The organism is Streptomyces sp. B15, from assembly GCF_018070605.1.
In the GTDB taxonomy this organism is placed as follows: Bacteria; Actinomycetota; Actinomycetes; order Streptomycetales; family Streptomycetaceae; genus Streptomyces; species Streptomyces smyrnaeus.
The window spans coordinates 1-17,039 of sequence record NZ_JAGPXJ010000084.1 but is presented as its reverse complement, the minus strand read 5'-3'; the positions used below and the strand labels follow the sequence as shown (position 1 = coordinate 17,039).

The 17,039-nt window shown below is 69.7% G+C and carries 16 protein-coding genes, 1 pseudogene and 1 riboswitch; of the genes and pseudogenes, 9 read left to right on the top strand and 8 right to left on the bottom strand.

What is annotated here, in order from left to right; genetic code table 11:
• Positions 1-12: 12 nt before the first annotated feature.
• Complete coding sequence (locus KBY19_RS28580; protein ID WP_019354516.1) at positions 13-426, top strand: anti-sigma regulatory factor; 414 nt, start codon at positions 13-15, stop codon at positions 424-426.
• A 134-nt stretch (positions 427-560) separates the two neighbouring features.
• A complete protein-coding gene (locus tag KBY19_RS28575) occupies positions 561-1,373 on the top strand; it encodes an RNA polymerase sigma factor SigF (RefSeq protein WP_245225439.1) in 813 nt (270 codons plus the stop codon).
• A 31-nt stretch (positions 1,374-1,404) separates the two neighbouring features.
• Here KBY19_RS28575 and KBY19_RS28570 read toward each other — a convergent pair whose 3' ends face one another.
• The gene (locus KBY19_RS28570) at positions 1,405-1,860 is read right to left on the bottom strand and encodes a hypothetical protein (RefSeq protein WP_210966994.1); all 456 of its coding nucleotides are present in this window, start codon (positions 1,858-1,860) and stop codon (positions 1,405-1,407) included.
• A 94-nt stretch (positions 1,861-1,954) separates the two neighbouring features.
• Between KBY19_RS28570 and KBY19_RS28565 the strand changes: the two genes are divergently transcribed.
• Together KBY19_RS28565 and KBY19_RS28560 are read left to right on the top strand one after the other, a co-directional pair.
• A complete protein-coding gene (locus tag KBY19_RS28565; RefSeq protein ID WP_209210788.1) occupies positions 1,955-2,923 on the top strand; it encodes a diacylglycerol kinase family protein in 969 nt (322 codons plus the stop codon).
• 316 nt (positions 2,924-3,239) lie between these two features.
• Positions 3,240-3,503: a WhiB family transcriptional regulator gene (locus tag KBY19_RS28560; RefSeq protein WP_016469673.1), complete on the top strand. Its 264-nt coding sequence runs from the start codon at positions 3,240-3,242 to the stop codon at positions 3,501-3,503.
• A 155-nt stretch (positions 3,504-3,658) separates the two neighbouring features.
• Here KBY19_RS28560 and KBY19_RS28555 read toward each other — a convergent pair whose 3' ends face one another.
• From KBY19_RS28555 to KBY19_RS28525, 7 genes are all read right to left on the bottom strand, one after another.
• Entirely contained in the window at positions 3,659-5,134 is a 1,476-nt protein-coding gene (locus KBY19_RS28555; RefSeq protein WP_099884036.1) for a PAS domain-containing sensor histidine kinase, read from the bottom strand.
• 332 nt (positions 5,135-5,466) lie between these two features.
• Entirely contained in the window at positions 5,467-6,117 is a 651-nt protein-coding gene (locus tag KBY19_RS28550; RefSeq protein ID WP_210957347.1) for a class II aldolase/adducin family protein, read from the bottom strand.
• 14 nt (positions 6,118-6,131) lie between these two features.
• On the bottom strand, positions 6,132-7,193 hold the full coding sequence (locus tag KBY19_RS28545) for an SIS domain-containing protein (RefSeq protein WP_099884032.1): 1,062 nt from the start codon (positions 7,191-7,193) through the stop codon (positions 6,132-6,134).
• Positions 7,194-7,278: 85 nt separating this feature from the next.
• Positions 7,279-8,820, bottom strand: coding sequence for a glycoside hydrolase family 3 protein (locus KBY19_RS28540; RefSeq protein WP_099884030.1), 1,542 nt, complete (start codon positions 8,818-8,820; stop codon positions 7,279-7,281).
• A gap of 76 nt (positions 8,821-8,896) precedes the next feature.
• Positions 8,897-9,727, bottom strand: a complete 831-nt coding sequence (locus tag KBY19_RS28535; RefSeq protein WP_099884028.1) for a carbohydrate ABC transporter permease — start codon at positions 9,725-9,727, stop codon at positions 8,897-8,899.
• Positions 9,727-10,746: a carbohydrate ABC transporter permease gene (locus KBY19_RS28530; protein WP_210957345.1), complete on the bottom strand. Its 1,020-nt coding sequence runs from the start codon at positions 10,744-10,746 to the stop codon at positions 9,727-9,729. Before KBY19_RS28530 ends, KBY19_RS28535 begins: the two co-directional genes overlap by 1 nt.
• A gap of 67 nt (positions 10,747-10,813) precedes the next feature.
• Positions 10,814-12,040, bottom strand: a complete 1,227-nt coding sequence (locus KBY19_RS28525) for an extracellular solute-binding protein (RefSeq protein ID WP_099886769.1) — start codon at positions 12,038-12,040, stop codon at positions 10,814-10,816.
• Between the two features lie 332 nt (positions 12,041-12,372).
• On the opposite strand from KBY19_RS28525, the gene KBY19_RS28520 reads away from it, so the two are divergent.
• The 5 genes and pseudogenes from KBY19_RS28520 to KBY19_RS28500 form a co-directional block, all read left to right on the top strand.
• Positions 12,373-13,167: a GntR family transcriptional regulator gene (locus KBY19_RS28520; protein ID WP_099884024.1), complete on the top strand. Its 795-nt coding sequence runs from the start codon at positions 12,373-12,375 to the stop codon at positions 13,165-13,167.
• 171 nt (positions 13,168-13,338) lie between these two features.
• Positions 13,339-15,537 carry a carbon starvation CstA family protein gene (locus tag KBY19_RS28515; RefSeq protein WP_210966993.1) on the top strand — a complete coding sequence of 733 codons (2,199 nt, stop codon included), beginning with the start codon at positions 13,339-13,341 and terminating at the stop codon, positions 15,535-15,537.
• Complete coding sequence (locus tag KBY19_RS28510) at positions 15,534-15,761, top strand: YbdD/YjiX family protein (RefSeq protein ID WP_099884020.1); 228 nt, start codon at positions 15,534-15,536, stop codon at positions 15,759-15,761. Before KBY19_RS28515 ends, KBY19_RS28510 begins: the two co-directional genes overlap by 4 nt.
• 100 nt (positions 15,762-15,861) lie before the next feature.
• Positions 15,862-16,359, top strand: a complete 498-nt coding sequence (locus KBY19_RS28505) for a GNAT family N-acetyltransferase (RefSeq protein ID WP_099886768.1) — start codon at positions 15,862-15,864, stop codon at positions 16,357-16,359.
• 42 nt (positions 16,360-16,401) lie between these two features.
• Positions 16,402-16,538, top strand: a riboswitch (cobalamin riboswitch).
• Between the two features lie 119 nt (positions 16,539-16,657).
• A pseudogene (locus KBY19_RS28500) lies at positions 16,658-17,039 on the top strand (ribonucleoside-diphosphate reductase subunit alpha); the annotation flags it as partial.

Here is a 17,039-nt window from a genome sequence, read left to right as displayed (position 1 = left end):
TTGGAGGTGAGGGTGTCCCAGATCGCAGGCGAGCCCGCGTCGCAGGACTTCGTCGAGGTCCGGCTGCCGGCGGCGGGTGCCTATCTGTCGGTGCTGCGGACGGCCACCGCCGGGCTCGCGGCCCGCTTGGACTTCACCCTCGACGAGATCGAGGATCTGCGGATCGCCGTGGACGAGGCGTGCGCGATCCTGCTTCAGCAGGCCGTCCCCGGCTCCGTGCTCAGTTGTGTCTTCCAACTCGTCGGCGATTCGCTGCACGTCACCGTCTCGGCGCCGACGACCGATGGCCGTGCCCCCGAGCGCGACACCTTCGCGTGGACGGTGCTCTCGGCCCTGGCCGGTGAGGTGGGTTCAGCAGTGTCGGATGACCGTACTGTCAGCATCAGCCTGCACAAAAAGCGCGGTGCGGGGCCCGGAGCGTCGTGACCGAGCACGAGGCAAGTCAGATGTGGTCAGGCCGCCCGGGGGCGGTCTCCCGGGGCGTTCCCGAACAACAGCCCCGGCCGCACCCGGCCGACCCCAGCATGCAGCGACCCAGGCAGGCAGAGCGGGCGGACGCTATGGACCAGCAGCAGCACGAGCGGCGTGAGCGGGCCGCAGGTGACTCCCGCGCATTCGATCCGGCCGAGCGCGGCGGTGCGCGCGCGCTCTTCATCGAACTGCGGAAGTTGCCGGACGGCCCCGAGCGCGCCGAGCTGCGCAACCATCTGGTGCGTATGCATCTGCCCCTCGTCGAGCATCTGGCCCGCCGCTTCCGCAACCGCGGCGAGCCGCTGGACGACCTGACGCAGGTCGCGACGATCGGTCTGATCAAGTCGGTGGACCGCTTCGACCCCGAGCGCGGCGTCGAGTTCTCGACGTACGCGACACCCACGGTTGTCGGCGAGATCAAACGTCACTTCCGCGACAAGGGCTGGGCCGTGCGCGTGCCCAGGCGCCTCCAGGAGCTGAGGCTCTCCCTCACCTCCGCGACGGCCGAGCTCTCCCAGCAGCACGGGCGGGCTCCGACCGTGCACGAGCTGGCGCAGCGCCTGGCGATCTCCGAGGAAGAGGTCCTGGAGGGCCTCGAATCGGCGAACGCCTACAGCACCCTGTCGCTCGACGTGCCCGACACCGACGACGAGTCCCCGGCCGTCGCCGACACCCTCGGCGCCGAGGACGACGCCCTGGAGGGCGTCGAGTACCGGGAATCCCTCAAACCCCTGTTGGAGGAGTTGCCGCCGCGGGAGAAGAAGATCCTGCTGCTGCGGTTCTTCGGCAACATGACCCAGTCGCAGATCGCCCAGGAGGTGGGCATCTCCCAGATGCACGTCTCCAGACTCCTGGCCAGGACCCTGGCCCAGCTGCGGGACCGTCTGCTGGTCGAGGAGTGACCTGCCCCCTGCCCACCGGGCAGGGGGTCTCTCATCCGGGGCCGATCCCCAGGGCCTCGGTGGCCTTCGGGTTCACCAGACACCCCAGGACGGCGACGGCGGCCAGCGCCAGCGCGACGGCGGCCACGAGCAGTCCGCCCCCGTTCTGCGCCATCTGCCAGGCCACCGGGAGCGCGAGCAGCTGGACGATCATCGAGGGGCCCCGGCTCCACCGGCGCCGCAGCCACAGCCCGCGGGCCGCCGCCAGCGGCAGTACGGACAGTGCGAGCACGGTCACGGCCAGGGTGGCGGCCTGGACCATGTCGTCGGGCCGCCCGGTGAACAGCAGCACCAGGGAGATGAGCCCGAACCCGGCGACGACCAGTCCTTCGGCACCGGTCACCACAGCGGCGGCCACGACCCTGCGCGGCCCACGCACCTTCGTCACCGTCTCCCTCGCATCTTCCGTATCCGTCCCGGTGCCCGCCCGGGTCAGCCTCTCGCTCACATATGCAGCGTAGCCCTCCGTACGGGTACCTCACGGCGGGCGGCCGGGGGCGGAGGGGGTGGGCCGTGTACCCCGCGGTAGGTACGCTCACACCATGCGCGCACTACTCGTGGTCAACCCGGCAGCCACCACCACCAGCGCACGGACCCGTGATGTGCTGGCGCATGCGCTCGCCAGCGACCTGAAGCTGGAGGTCGCGACCACCCAGTACCGGGGACACGCGCGGGACCTCGCCCGCCAGGCGGCCCAGGGCGGCACCGCCGAGCTGGTCATCGCGCTCGGCGGGGACGGCACGGTCAACGAGGTGGTCAACGGCCTGCTGCACGACGGGCCCGACCCGGAGCGGCTGCCGCGGCTGGCGGTGGTCCCCGGCGGCTCCACCAATGTGTTCGCGCGCGCACTGGGCATGCCCAACGACGTGGTGGAGGCGACCGGGCATCTGCTGGACGCGCTGGAGGCGGGCTCGGAGAGAACGATCGGCCTGGGCATCGCCGGCGGCGTGCCGGGCACGGACGACGCCGAGATCCCCGACCGCTGGTTCACGTTCACGGCAGGCCTCGGGTTCGACGCCGGGGTGATCGGCAGAGTCGAACAGCAGCGGGAGCGGGGAAAGCGCTCCACCCACCCCCTCTATGTGCGCCAGGTCCTGCGGCAGTTCCTGAACGAGCCGCACCGCCGCAACGGAACGATCACGCTGCGGCGGGAGGACGCCGAGCCGGTGACGGAGCTGTCGCTGTCGATCGTGTGCAACACCGCACCGTGGTCCTACCTGGGGAACAAGCCGCTCTACGCGGCCCCCGAGGCGTCCTTCGACACCGGTCTCGACGTGCTGGGCCTGCGCAGACTGACGCCGCTGGCGGTGAGCCGCTACGGCACCCAGCTGCTGACTTCGAGCCCGGAGCGGGGGCCGCGCGGCAAGCACGCGGTGACACTGCACGACCTCACCCGGTTCACCTTGCATTCGCAGGCGCCGCTGCCGTTTCAGATGGACGGTGACCACCTGGGACTGCGTACGAGCGTGAGCTTCACAGGCGTACGGCGTGCACTGCGTGTGATTGTGTAAGTGGAAGGGGCGAAAGTCCTTCCACTCGAACGTTTAGGCCAGGGTCCACCCCCTCGAATGACGGCTGTGAGCTAGTCGACACCAAGGATTCAAAAAAAAGTTTCCGGAAGGGGTTGTATCCGCCGCCGAGGTTTGCGAGTCTCTTCATGGCGATCGGGACGGCCCCGCCATCAGGGCCCCCTTGAGAGCCGGAATCCCTTTCTTTGACTCCAGTGGGACCCGCATCACATTTGTGAGGCCCCACTTCCCCCGTCGAGGGATTCGTGAAAGCGTTCACATTCACAAGCAAGCCACATCACGAGGAGAGGTAGCAGCCATGGACTGGCGTCACCACGCCGTTTGCCGCGAGGAAGACCCCGAGCTGTTCTTCCCCATCGGCAACACCGGTCCTGCGCTGCTGCAGATCGAGGAAGCCAAGGCCGTCTGCCGCCGCTGCCCCGTCATGGAGCAGTGCCTGCAGTGGGCTCTGGAGTCGGGTCAGGACTCCGGTGTCTGGGGTGGTCTCAGCGAGGACGAGCGCCGCGCGATGAAGCGCCGTGCCGCCCGCAACCGGGCGCGGAACAACGCCGCGACCGCCTGACGCCCAGCCCTGCACCAGCTGCACCCCCGAGACGCAGCGCGCAGCGCCCTCGGAGCGCGTATACGCAGAGCGTGAAAGCGCCGAGCACCCGTCCTGGCCCAAGGACCGGGTGCTCGGCGCTTTTCGTCTGCGCGGGCCGCTCAAGACCCCGCACATCAGCGCTTGTCCGCCTCCACCGGGAGGTCGAAGAGGACCCGGGTGCCGCCCGTGGTGCCCGGCAGCATGTCGAAGGTGCCGCCCAACTCCCCTTCCACCAGGGTACGGACGATCTGCAGGCCCAGATTGCCGCCGTTCTTGGCGTCGAACCCCTCCGGCAGGCCGCGTCCGTCGTCCTGCACGGTGACCAGCAGCCTCGCCTCGTCCTGCCCCGCGGCCACCCCGCGGACGGCGTGCACCTCGATGGCGCCCTGGTCCTCGGGGCCGAAGCCGTGCTCGATGGCGTTCTGGAGAACTTCGGTGAGCACCATGGACAGCGGGGTGGCCACCTCGGCGCCGAGGATGCCGAACCGGCCCGTACGGCGCCCGGTGATACGGCCGGGTGAGATCTCGGCCACCATCGCCAGCACCCGGTCGGCGATCTCGTCGAAGTCCACCCGCTCGTCCAGGTTCTGGGACAGCGTCTCGTGCACGATGGCGATGGAGCCGACCCGGCGCACCGCCTCGTTGAGCGCCTCCTTGCCCCGGTCCGAGTCCATCCTGCGGGCCTGGAGACGCAGCAGCGCGGCCACCGTCTGGAGGTTGTTCTTCACCCGGTGGTGGATCTCCCGGATGGTGGCGTCCTTGGTGATCAACTCGCGCTCGCGACGGCGCACTTCTGTGATGTCGCGCAGCAGGATGAGCGAACCGATGCGCGTCCCCTTGGGTTTGAGCGGGATGGCGCGCAATTGCACGATGCAGTCGTTGGCCTCCACCTCCGCGCCGCGCGGCGCCCAGCCGCTGGCCAGCTTGACCATCGCCTCGTCCACCGGGCCGCGGGAGGGGGCCAGTTCCGCGGTGGCCTCGCCCAGGTGCAGTCCGACCAGGTCGGTGGCCAGGCCCAGCCGGTGATAGGCGGACAGCGCGTTCGGACTGGCGTACTGGACATGGCCGTCGGCGTCCAGCCGGATGAGGCCGTCGCCGACGCGCGGCACATGGTCCATGTCCACCTCGTGCCCGGGGAACGGGAAGCTGCCCGCAGCGATCATCTGGGCGAGGTCGGAAGCGCTCTGGAGGTAGGTGAGCTCCAGCCTGCTCGGCGTGCGGACGGTCAGCAGATTGGTGTTGCGCGCGATGACGCCCAGCACCCGGCCCTCGCGGCGTACGGGGATGGACTCGACCCGCACCGGAACCTCCTCGCGCCACTCCGGGTCGCCCTCCCGGACGATCCGCCCCTCGTCCAGTGCGGCGTCCAGCAGCGGCCGGCGGCCCCGGGGCACCAGATGGCCGACCATGTCGTCCTGGTGCGAGGTGGGGCCGGTGTTCGGCCGCATCTGGGCGACCGAGACATAGCGGGTGCCGTCCAGGGTGGGCACCCACAGCACGAGGTCGGCGAAGGACAGATCGGCGAGCAGCTGCCACTCGGACACCAGCAGGTGCAGCCACTCGAGCTCCACATCGGTCAGAGCGGTGTGCTGGCGTACGAGGTCGTTCATGGAGGGCACGGGGCCGAGGGTACGACAGGCCGGGGGGCGGGCGGACGGGGGTCGGGCCACGGTGGAGAATCGGCGGACAGAACCGTGCGATCCATAGACAGACGACCGTGGTCTAGTCCAGAATCCTCCCGGAAGAACTTCTGCTCTCCCCGCACAGGAGGGCAGATCGAGGCCCGCGACGCTTTCTGCCCTGACAGCGCCCGGGTCTTGTGGCTCCGGGCTGCGGTGCCGGGCGGGTTGAGGGTCCCGCTCCGGCGCCGCGGCCCGAAGTGCTCTTCGGACCGAAGTGCTCTTCGGACCGCACAGCCCGGCGACCCGGCGCAGGCCGCCCGTCAAGCGTGCTGGATCGCCTCGTCCGCGGTCACCGGGAAGCGCGTCGTACGGTCGCCCAGCAGCAGGGCGCGGTAGGTGGCCGTGGCGGCCTCCTCCAGGTTCATCGCACGCCGGAAGGCCATCCCGACGTCCTCTCCCAGGGCCGAGCAGCCGTGGTGCGCCAGCAGGACGCAGTTGTGCTCCTTGGCCTGCTCGGCCGCGGTGTCGGCCAGCTCGTCCGACCCGTTCGGATAGAAGTCCGTACGGCCTATCGACCGTACGTACACCGCGTGGTCCAAGGTCAGCAGCCGGATCTCGTGGCCGAGCGCGTCGACCAGCACGGCGTGCTGCGGGTGCATGTGGACGATCGCGTTGATGTCGCCCCGCACCTGGTAGGTGCGCTGGTGGAGCTTCCACTCGCTGGAGGGGTGGGGGTTGCCGCCGACGGCCTCGCCCGCCAGGTTCAGTACGGTGAAGTCCTTCGGGGTCAGCCGGTCCAGCCAGGTCCCCTTGCCCGTGACGACGAACTCCTCACGGCCGGGGAGCCGGGCGGACAGATTGCCGCCGCTGGCCAGGACGAAGCCCCGCCGCACGGCGGTGGCCCCGACGTCGATGAGCTGCTCCACCAGACCGTCGAGCGTGGTCGCCTGCTCCATGGCCGGCTGTGTCATCCGCCGCCCCTCCCTCAGCGGGTCTCGGTGACCTTGGCCAGCGAACGCGGCGCGTCCGGGTCCTGGCCGCGCGCCATGGTGACCTCGTAGGCGAGCAGCTGCAGCGGCAGGATCTGCACGATGGGCTGCAGCTCCTCCGGCAGCCCGTCGGTCGGCAGCGCGAACCCGGCCGAGGCGCGGTCCACCTCCTCCTGGCGGCCGATGACCACCAGGTCGGCGCCCCGGTCCCGCAGCCGCTCCAGCACCGGCTGCAGCGCCTCGCCGCCCTTGCCGTCCGCGACGACGGCGATCACCGGCGAGATGTTGTCCACCATGGCCAGCGGCCCGTGCAGCAGGTCGGCGCCGGAGTAGGAGAGCGCGGGGATGTAGCTGGTCTCCATCAGCTTCAGCGCGGCTTCCTTCGCCGTCGGATAGCCGTAGCCGCGCGAGGTGAGCACCATGCGCTCGGCGAACCGGTACCGCGCCGCCAGTGCCTTGACCTCGCCCTTGCGGGCCAGCACCGCCTCGGCCAGCTCGGGCAGCGCCTTGGCGGCGTCGAGACCGGAGCCACCGCGCAGACCGTCCACGAACAGATACAGCGCCAGCAGCTCGGCGGTGTAGGTCTTGGTGGCGGGCAGCGCCTTCTCCGGGCCGGCCAGCACATCGATGTGGAACTCGCTGACCTGCGCGAGCGGCGAGTCGGCGTTGTTGGTGACCGCGAGCGTGATCGCCCCCGCCTCGCGTGCCGCCTCGGTGGAGGCCACCAGGTCCGGGCTGCCGCCGGACTGGCTGATCGTGATGACCAGGCAGTCGGTGAGGTCCGGCCGGGCGCCGTACGCGGTCGTCGTCGACATGGAGGTCAACCCGCACGGCTTGCCCAGCTGGATCTCCAGCAGGTACTTGGCGTACAGGGCGGCGTTGTCGGAGGTGCCGCGCGCCGTCAGCAGCACGAAGCGGGGGTTCTTCGCGGCGATCCGCCCGGCCACCTCGCGGATGGCCGGGGCGCCCTCGTCCAGGATGCGGCGCAGCACGGCGGGCTGCTCGGCCATCTCGCCGGACATGATGGTGCCCGGCTCGGACGGGGCGTTCGAGGACATGCGGGTCCCTCCTGGGGTGACGTTCATGTGCGGTCGCGGTTCGATCCTACGGCGTGCCGGATACGGCGGGTTTTGCCCCGGCGGTTCATCCGCGGGCGATGACCTCGGCCGCAGCCCTTCCGCAGACCCGCGCCGCGCCGTGGGTGGCGACGTGCAGGGCGCCCTGCGGCGGAGACTGCGGCAGACCCATCTCGACGACCACCGTGTCGTCGCGCTCGGCCACGAGCCGGGCCACCGCGTCGGCCATCCACGGATGCCGGTGCAGGTCGCGGACGACCACGACGACGGGGCGCTCCCCCGCGTCGGCGAGCACCGCGGCGCCCACGTCCCCGTCGGCGCTCCCGTACGTACCCGTACGAGTGCCCGGAACCATCCGCTCCAGTTCCGCGGCCGGCCCCCAGGGCGTCTCGTCGCCCACGGCGATGTTGGCGACCGTGGTGAGCGCCGCGACGAACAGCGGTCCGGCGGGGCGGCGGTAGCTCTCCAGCCCGGTCACGACCAGCGCGCGCCGGGCCGCCTCCAGTCCGATGCCCGCACCGGCCGCTGTCGGATCGGCGCGGAGGGCGGGGTCGGCCAGACCCCCCGTGTCCGACCGCCGCACCCCCCGCGCCCACGCGGCGAGGCCGCGTACCCGTGCCGCGGCGTCGGCGAGCCGCTCCTCCGTCAGCTCGCCGTCGCGTACGGCCCTCACCAAGGCGTCGCGCAGCCCCAGCACGGTGTCCTCACCCGACAGTCCGCCGCCCACACAGATCGCGTCGGCCCCGGCGGCGAGCGCCAGTACGCTGCCGCGTTCGAGGCCGTAGGTGGCGGAGATGGCCCGCATCTCCATCCCGTCGGTGACGATGAGCCCCTGGTGGCCCAGGCCGCCCTCGCTGCGGGGCGCTCGCAGCAGCCCGGTCAGCGCGGCGGGGCTGAGGGTCCCGGGGTGTGCCGCGTCCAGAGCGGGCAGCAGGATGTGGGCGCTCATCACGCACTTGCTGCCCGCCTCGACGGCCGCGGCGAAGGGCACCAGTTCCCGGGACCTGAGGGTGGCCAGGTCGGCGTCGATGCGGGGCATGGCGTGGTGCGAGTCGACGGCGGTGTCGCCGTGCCCGGGGAAGTGCTTGACGCAGGCGGCGACGCCGGCCGCCTGCAGGCCCTCGACGTAGGCGACGGTGTGCCGGGCGACCAGTTCAGGGTCGCCACCGAAGGACCGTACGCCGATGACGGGATTGTCCGGGTTGGAGTTGACGTCGGCGGAGGGCGCCCAGTTGAGGTTGACGCCCGCGGCGGCGAGCCTGCTGCCGAGCTCGTGGGCCACGGCCCGGGTGAGGTCGGGGTCGTCGATGTGGCCGAGGGCGAGGTTGCCCGGATACGAGGAGCCGGTCCTGGCCTCCAGCCGGGTGACGTCTCCGCCCTCCTCGTCGATGGCGACGAGGAGCTCCGGGCGTACGTCGCGCAGCTGTTCGGTGAGCAGGGCGAGCTGCTCGGGAGAGTCGATGTTGCGCCCGAACAGGCCGACCGATGTGAGCCCTTCGTCCAGTTGCCGCAGCAGCCAGGTGGGTGCCGAGGTCCCGGTGAAGCCGGGCTGGAGGACTGCGAGGGCGTCACGGGTGAGGGTGTCGGACGCTCGTACGGAAGTGGTCATGCGGCGCGGTCCCTTCACTTCACTGGTGTGCCTGGGGTTGCGGCGGCGGTGTCGCACGGCATCCCGCCACCGCCCGTCATCCCTTCACCGCGCCGGAGGTGAGGCCGGCCACTGCCTTGCGCTGGAGGTAGAGGAAGAGCAGCAGGATCGGGATGGCGAAGAGGGAGGCCGCCGCCATCGTGGCACCCCAGTCGTCGCCGAAGGCGGTCTGGAACTTCGACAGCCACAGCGGCAGCGTCTGGGCTTCGGCGTCCTTGTTGAGGATGAGGACCATGGGGAATTCGTTCCACGCCGTGATGACCCCGAACAGCGAGGTGGCCATCAGACCGGGCGCCAGCAACGGGAAGATGACCCGGCGGAACGCCTGGAACCGGGTGCAGCCGTCCACCATGGCCGACTCCTCCAGGTCCTTGGGCACGGCCGCGACATAGCCGCGTAGCGTGATGATGGTCAGCGGCAGCACCATGACGGTGTAGAAGAGGGTCAGCGGCACCAGGCTGTTCAGCATCTCGGCGTCCCGGACGATCATGTAGATCGCGATGACCATGACCTCCCAGGGAGCCATCTGGGCGATCATGAAGACGAGGATGATCCCCTTGCGTCCCTTGAACCGCATCCGGGCCAGGGCGAACGAGGCGAACAGCGCCACCAGGAGCGAGAACCCGACGGCCAGCACCGTCACGGTGACGGAGTTGCGCACCAGCGTCCAGAAGTTCTCGGCGCTCACCGCGGTCTTGAAGTGCTCAAGGGTGGGCGAGCTGGGGAACCAGACCGGGGTCTCGCTGATGATCTGCCCGTTCGGCTTGAACGCCGTGTTGAACATCCAGTACACGGGAAAGATGAACGCCACGAACAGCACCAGTGCGGTGGCGTTCGGCCATATCCGGCCCAGCAGTGACCGTGGCATCAGGCCCTGCCCCCCTTGCTCTCTTCGGAACCGTCGGCGTCGTCGGCGTTCTCCTGCCGCAGCACCAGGCGCAGGTAGTACGACATCAAGGCCAGCAGGATCAGGATGGTGAGGACGGAGATCGCCGCGCCGGTGCCGTAGTGCTGGTTGCCGACACCTTCCACGAACGCGTAGACGGGCAGCGTCTCGGTCAGCCGGTCGGGCCCGCCCTCGTTGATGGCGAAGACGTGCGGAAAGGCCTTGAAGATCCAGATGACTTCGAGGAACGTCGCGACCATCAAGAACGGCTTCAGGAACGGGAAGGTGACGCTCTTGAAGCTCTCCCAGGCCCCCGCACCGTCCAGTGCGGCGGCCTCGTACAGCTCGCGGGAGATGGTCGTCGTCGCGGCGTAGAGGTTGATCGCCACGAACGGGACGGAGGTCCACACGATCAGCAGCGAGATGACGAAGAACGTGGACAGCTGGGTGCCGGTCCAGTTGTAGTCCGCCATCGAGTCGAAGCCGAGCTCGGCCAGCACCCAGTTGACGACACCGAACCGCTGCGCGAACAGCCACTGGTAGACGGTGGTCGCGGCGATGATCGGCATGGCCCAGGCGAGCACCAGCCCGACCAGCAGCAGCAGCCGCATCTTGGACCCGAGCCGGGCCAGCAGCAGCCCGATGAGGGTGCCGACGACGATGATCACGACGACATTGACCGCCGTGAAGATCACCGACCGCAGTGTGACCCGCCAGAACGTCTCACTGCTGAGCGTGTCGGTGTAGTTGGTGACCCCGTTCCACTCGGTGACGTGCTGGATCAGCTGGGTCATGTTGAGGTTCTGGAACGACAACATGCCGTTGGTGACCAGCGGATACCCGAGGAAGACAGCGGTCATCGCGAGGGCGGGCAGCAGCAGGAGGTAGGGCAGCGCGCCCTTCCCGGTGACCCGCTTGACAGGCGGAGGCGGCCCGGGAGTCCCCACCGCCTGGACGGGCACCTTGCCCCGCGGCGGTGCCTCTTGGGCTTTCACAGACATCCGATCTCCAACCGCGGGGGTGGGGGCGACAGCAGCCGCCGCCCCCACCCCCGCCCTCGCGCACGGGTCACTGCTTCTGGGACAGCCGCTTGTTCATCTCGCCCTCGACCGCCTTGGCCGCGGCGTTGTGGGACTTTCCGTTCAGTACGGACGTCATGTACGACTTGATCGGGTTGGGCGGGTTCTCCACGGCACCCCACTCGGGGATGAGCGGTGTCAGACCGCCGCCCTCGACCGCGGGCGCGGCGGCCTCGGCGGCGGGGTTGCCCTTCAGGTTGCTCTGCAGGGCGCTCTTGTTGGGGATGACCCCGCCCTCCTTGGCGAGCGCGCCCTCGAACTTGTCGGACAGCGCGATCTTGAGGAATTCCTTGGCGAGTTCCTGCTTTTCGCTGCCTGCGGCGACGGCGAGGTTGGAGCCGCCGAGGAAGACACCTTCGGGCTTGTCGGCGGTCTCACCCGGAATGGTGAAGTAGCCGATGTCCTTCTCGATCTTCTTGTTGGCCTCGATCGCGGTGGCCGCCTCCCAGCTCAGCCCGATGAACGCGCCGGTCTTGCCCTTGGCGAACACCTCGGCCTGCTGCGGGGTGGCCTCGTCCTTGTTCTTGGGGGCCTTGGAGTAGGAGGCGTACTTCTTGTAGATCTCCATCGCCTTGCCGACCTTGGGGTCGGAGAGGTTGGAGACCCACTTGCCGTCCTTCTTCTTCACCAGGTCGGCACCCTGGCCGATGAGCAGGCCGTCCAGGAAGTACCAGTTCTGGCCCGGCATGTAGATCGGCTCGGCGTCGGTCTTCTTGTCGATCTTCTCCAGCGCGTCGAAGAATTCCTCGCGGGTCTTGGGGGTGCCCTTGATGCCGGCCTCGGCCCAGATCTTCTTGTTGTAGATGACCGTGCGGTTGACGGCGAACCACGGCGCTGCGTACTGCTTGCCGTCGTAGACCGCGGACTTGTTGAGGGAGGGCGTCCAGTCCTTGCCCAGTCCCTTCTTCAGGTCACTGAGGTCGGCCAGTCCGCCGGTGCGGGCGTAGGCGGGGGTCTGGGTGTTGCCGACCTCGATCACGTCCGGCGGGTCGGACTCGGAGAGTGCGGTGGTGATCTTCTGCTGGATGCCGTTCCACTGCTGGACTTCCAGCTTGAGCTTGGCCCCGGTCTTCTTCTCGAAGGCGGCCTTGACGTCCTTGGTCCACTGCTTGGGCGTGGAGCCGTCCATCGCCCAGAGGGTCAGGGTCTGGCCCTTGAAGCTCTCGGGCCCGTCCTTCTTGTCGTCGTCGGACCCACAGGCCGCGACGTTCACCATCAGGGCCACGACACCGGCCGTGGCTATGAGGCCTCGTTGTCTGCGTACCACAGCATTCTCCCCTGCACACTGGAACGCTCCGCACAGCAAATCCGCAGTAGAAATCCGCAGTAGGTTGCGGACGGAGTTGGTTTAGACCAATGAGATAGAGGAGAGCTTGGCCTAGACCTTTAGGGGTGTCAACGGTGTATAAAGCTCGCTGTCGGTTCCGTTATCGGAACGACATCTGAGCTGGGGCGCCCGCCCACACCGGGGCCGTGCCACGATGTGAACCGCTACGTACACGGAGGAAGCCGGTGACGGCAGCACGACATGAGTCGGGAAGGCGGGCCATGAGCACGGACGGGGGCGGCGCTGTCGCGCCGGCCGCGGCGGACACCGAATCCGCAGGCGGCAACGGATCGACGGCCCGCACCGCGCGCGTGCCCAAGTACTACCGGCTGAAGCGGCACTTGCTGGAGATGACCGAGACCCTCCCGCCCGGTACCCCGGTGCCGCCCGAGCGGACACTCGCCAGCGAGTTCGACACCTCCCGCACCACCGTGCGGCAGGCCCTCCAGGAACTCGTCGTCGAGGGACGCCTGGAGCGCATCCAGGGCAAGGGCACCTTCGTCGCCAAGCCCAAGGTCTCCCAGGCGCTGCAACTGACCTCCTACACGGAGGACATGCGCGCCCAGGGCCTCGAACCCACCTCACAGCTGCTGGACATCGGCTACGTCACCGCCGACGACCGGCTCGCCGGACTGCTGGACATCCCCGCGGGCGGTCGCGTACTGCGTATCGAACGGCTGCGGCTGGCCAGCGGCGAGCCCATGGCGATCGAGACCACCCATCTGTCCCAGAAGCGGTTCCCCGCGCTGCGCCGCAGCCTGGTCAAGTACGCCTCCCTCTACACCGCGCTCGCCGAGGTCTACGACATCCACCTGGCCGAGGCCGAGGAGACGATCGAGACCTCGCTGGCCACTCCGCGCGAGGCCGGGCTGCTGGGCACCGATGTGGGACTGCCGATGCTGATGCTCTCCCGGCACTCCCGCGACACCGCCGGGGAGCCCGTCGAATGGGTGCGCTCGGTCTACCGCGGCGACCGCTACAAATTCGTGGCCACCCTCCAGCGCCCCACGAACTGACGGCACCGGCTCCCCTCAGGCCGCCTTTCGACGCGCGGGGCCCGGCCGCAGATCACGTTTGCCCCGTCCCGAGGTATGGCGCTGATCAGGCGGTTGTTCTACGGTCGGCCTGCCGTCATGGCATGCCCGCCACCTCGGATGGTGCGCGGGTGAGGTCGAGGAGGGACGCGCGTGCGCAGCACTGCACAACCAGCCGGCAAGCTCAGCCCACGGTCCATAGCGATCTGGACCACCGTCGCGCTGATCGGCGCGGCGGGCTGGGCGATGCTGGCGCTCGCCCGCGGCGAGGAGATCTCCGCCGCCTGGATGGTGGCGGCCGCACTCGGCTCGTACGCCATCGGCTACCGCTTCTACGCGCGCTTCATCGCCACCCGTGTGCTCCGCGTCGACAAGACCCGGGCCACGCCCGCCGAGCGGCTCGACAACGGCATCGACTTCCACCCCACCGACCGGCGGGTGCTGCTCGGCCACCACTTCGCCGCCATCGCGGGCGCCGGACCGCTGGTCGGGCCGGTGCTGGCGGCCCAGATGGGATATCTGCCGGGCACCATCTGGATCGTCGTCGGCGTGATCCTCGCGGGCGCCGTGCAGGACATGGTGACGCTCTTCTTCTCCATGCGGCGGGACGGCAAGTCCCTGGGGCAGATGGCACGCGAGGAGATCGGTCCGATCGGTGGCGCCGCCGCGCTGCTGGCCGTCCTCGCCATCATGATCATCCTGCTGGCCGTGCTGGCCCTCGTCGTCGTCAACGCGCTGGCCGAGTCGCCCTGGGGCACCTTCTCGATCGGTATGACCATCCCGATCGCCCTGTTCATGGGCTTCTATCTGCGGGTGCTGCGGCCCGGGCGGGTCACCGAGGTCTCCCTCATCGGTATCGCGCTGCTGCTGCTCGCCCTGGTCTCCGGCCGGTGGGTCGCCGAGTCCTCCTGGGCCGACACCTTCACCCTGGCGCCCAGCACGCTGGTCATCTGGATCCTGGTCTACAGCTTCGTCGCCTCCATCCTTCCGGTGTGGATGCTGCTGGCACCCCGCGACTATCTGTCGACCTTCATGAAGATCGGCACCATCGGACTGCTGGCCGTCGGCGTCGTGGTGACGCTGCCGACGATGAAGATGGAGGGCATCACCGACTTCGCGGGCGGCGGCGACGGGCCGGTCTTCGCGGGCTCGCTCTTCCCGTTCGTCTTCATCACCATCGCCTGCGGCGCTCTGTCCGGGTTCCACGCGCTGATCTCCTCGGGCACCACGCCGAAGATGATCCAGAAGGAGACCCAGGTCCGGATGATCGGCTACGGCTCCATGCTGATGGAGTCGTTCGTCGCCATCATGGCCATGGTCGCCGCCAGCATCATCGACCCCGGGCTCTACTTCGCGATGAACGCGCCGGCCGGTGTGATCGGGGACAACGTGCAGGCCGCCTCGGAGGCGGTACGGAACTTCGGCTACAGCATCAGCCCCGAGCAACTCGCGGCGGCGGCCAAGGCCGTCGAGGAGCACTCGCTGCTCTCCCGAACGGGCGGTGCACCGACCCTGGCCATCGGTGTCTCCAACATCTTCTCGGAGGTCATCGGCGGCGCCGGGATGAAGGCGTTCTGGTACCACTTCGCCATCATGTTCGAGGCGCTGTTCATCCTGACGGCGCTGGACGCCGGCACCCGCGTGGGCCGCTTCATGCTCCAGGACATGCTGGGCAACGTCTACAAGCCGTTCCGCCGGGTGAGCTGGTGGCCCGGACTGCTGCTCTCCAGCGCCGTCGTCGTCGCGCTGTGGGGCTACTTCCTGTGGGTCGGCGTCCACGAGCCGCTGGGCGGGATCAACCAGCTCTTCCCGCTCTTCGGTATCGCCAACCAGCTGCTGGCCGCCGTCGCCCTCGCCGTCTGTACGACACTGCTGGTCAAGTCCGGGCGGCTGAAGTGGGCCTGGGTGACGGCCGTACCGCTGGTGTGGGACGCGGTCGTGACGCTGACCGCCAGTTGGCAGAAGGTCTTCTCCAGCGACCCGAAGGTCGGCTTCTTCCAGCAGCGCGCCGACTACCAGGAGGCCATCGACCAGGGCAAGGTCATCGCACCGGCCAAGAACATGGACGACATGCACACCGTCGTCACCAACTCCACGGTGGACGGCGTCCTGTCGGCCCTGTTCGCGATCCTCGTCATCGTCGTCCTGGCCGACGCCGCCCGCACCTGTGTACGCGCCGTGCGCAACCCGGAGGGCGCGCGGATGCACGAGGCGCCCTACGAGAAGTCGAAGCTGGTCGAGCCCGCCGGACTGATCGCCACCAAGGAGGAGAAGGCGGAGAAGGCCGAGCACGAGGCCGCACTGGTCGCCGCCGGACAGCGCGGCGGCGAGCCCGGAGGCGACTCCCGATGAGCGGCCCGCGGGACGTGCGGACCACGAACCCCGTGCTGCGGGCCGGTCGCTGGCTGCGCTGGTACGTACGCGAGTTCACCGACGAGAGCGCCTACGAGCGGTACGTGGCGCATGTACGGCAGCACCAGGGCCCCGACGCGGAGATCCCCAGCAGGAAGGAGTTCGAGCGCCGCCGCACGGACGCCCGCGAGGGCGACCCGCGCGAGGGCTTCCGCTGCTGCTGAGCGACGCCCGGTCGGCCGCCCGGGTCGGCCCCGTAGGGTCGGCCGCCGGGCCCGCCGACGGGGTACGGAGTTGTCAGTGGGGTGCCGCATCATGACGGCCATGGACATCACCGTGAGAACCGCCCGGCCCGAGGAGTACGCCGAGGCCGGGGAGCTGGTCGCCCGCGCCTATCTCGACGGCGGGCTGCTGGACTTCGGCGACTCCGACCCGTATCTGCAGACGCTCCGCGACGCGGCCGGCCGTGCCGCCCACACGGACCTGCTCGTGGCCGAGGACCACGCGGGGGCGCTGCTGGGCACCGTCACCTTCGTCGGTGAGGCAGGGCCCTACGCCGAGCGCGCCCGGGAGAGCGAGGGCGAGTTGAGGATGCTCGGCGTGCGGGAGTCCGCCCGCGGTCGCGGGGTGGGTGAAGCCCTGGTGCGGGCCTGTATGACACGGGCCCGCGCCCTGGGGCTGAGCGGCCTGGTGCTGTCCACCCAGCCGACGATGCACGCGGCCCACCGCCTCTACGAGCGGCTGGGGTTCGTCCGCACACCCGACCGCGACTGGCAGCCCCTACCGGAGATCACCCTCTGGACCTACGCACTCGCCTTGTAGCCGCCGCCACAACATATGGGGTCCCCTCCCGGGCGGGCCACAACATGTATGCTCGCTCACGGCCGTCGCCCCTGACGCAGGGGAATCCGGTGCAACTCCGGAACTGTCCCGCAACGGTGAGGGGGCGCGCGTAAGCGTGCCCGCGAGTCCGATCACCTGCCGGTGGCGGCATCGACGAACGTCCGGGTCTCGTGGGTTGGACCGGCGGGCGGAGCGCGCCGTGCCCTGTGGAGGGTGCGGTGTGCGCTCCCTCCTTCCGTGCTGCCCGCGGACAGTCAGCACCGAGGGAGAGCACCGCGTGACCGTCACCACCGCCCCCACCCTTCCGGCCCCCGCCCCCGCAGAGTCCGCCCCCGCCGGGTCCGCCTCACCGGAGCGGGGCGACCGCGAGGACCCACCCACCGCAGCCCTCCGCGACACCCTCGCCGCGCTCACAGCCGATCTGGCGGACGCGGACCCGGCGCCGGTACTGGCAGCGGCGCTGCGCGGACGGCGACCGGACGCGCAGCCCGACGAGTTGCGCTCCCTCGCCATCGAGGCGGCGGCGGGGTCCATCAGCGAGGAGCCGTCCTACTCACGACTCGCGGCGCGGCTGCTGACCCGCACGATCCGGGACGAGGCGGCGGCCGAGGGCGTCACTTCCTTCTCCACCTCGGTGGCGCTCGGGCACGCCCAGGGCC